1 protein-coding gene is annotated in these 678 nt (G+C 68.1%); it reads left to right on the top strand.

The features are described from left to right. The first annotated feature begins 4 nt into the window (after nucleotides 1–4). Nucleotides 5–508, top strand: a complete 504-nt coding sequence (locus tag LPA54_RS34370) for a lamin tail domain-containing protein (RefSeq protein WP_228918168.1) — start codon at nucleotides 5–7, stop codon at nucleotides 506–508. Nucleotides 509–678 lie beyond the last annotated feature (170 nt).

Raw genomic sequence — 678 nt, 5'->3', positions numbered from 1 at the left:
CCTCATGATCATCCGGCGCACCGTGACCGCTGCCGCCACCACCGCCGCCGTCGCCGCGCTCGCCCTCACGGCGGCGATACCGGCGCACGCCGCCGAGTACTCCTCGGCGCTCAAGATCAAGGGCGTCCAGTACGACGCCCCCGGGCGGGACTCCAACAAGTGCTCCGGCGGGAACACGAAAAACGAGTACCTGACGATCAAGAACTACTCGAAGAAGTCGAAGGTGAACCTGAAGGGGTACAAGGTCAAGGACCGGGCCGGCAACACCTTCGTCTTCAAGTCCAGCCACATCCTCGAGCCGGGTGACTACGTCCACCTGCGCGGAGGCCGGGGCACCGACTCGGACGGCAAGAACGTCGTGTACCGCCAGAACTGCAACTTCATCTGGAACAACGACAAGGACACGATCTACCTCTACAAGCCGGGCGGCACGCCGGCCGACATCCACGCCTACACCAAGAAGGCGCACGACAAGGACGGCAACGGCTACATCAAGTACCACGGCTGACGGCACACCGGCCTCAGCACGGCAGGGCCCGGGGCGTCGGCCCCGGGCCCTGCGCGCCGGGCGGCCCTGCGCGCGCCCGAGAGCACGCCGGCCTCCCTCCGCTGTCCCGTTCAGTCGGCGACGGCCACCCCGTACCGGCGGGCGAGGGCGTCGAGCCCGTGGTCGTAGCC

The organism is Streptomyces sp. DH12, assembly GCF_020873895.1.
In the GTDB taxonomy this organism is placed as follows: Bacteria; Actinomycetota; Actinomycetes; order Streptomycetales; family Streptomycetaceae; genus Streptomyces.
Note: the sequence above shows the minus strand (reverse complement) of the source record. Positions and strands in the feature narration are given on the sequence as shown.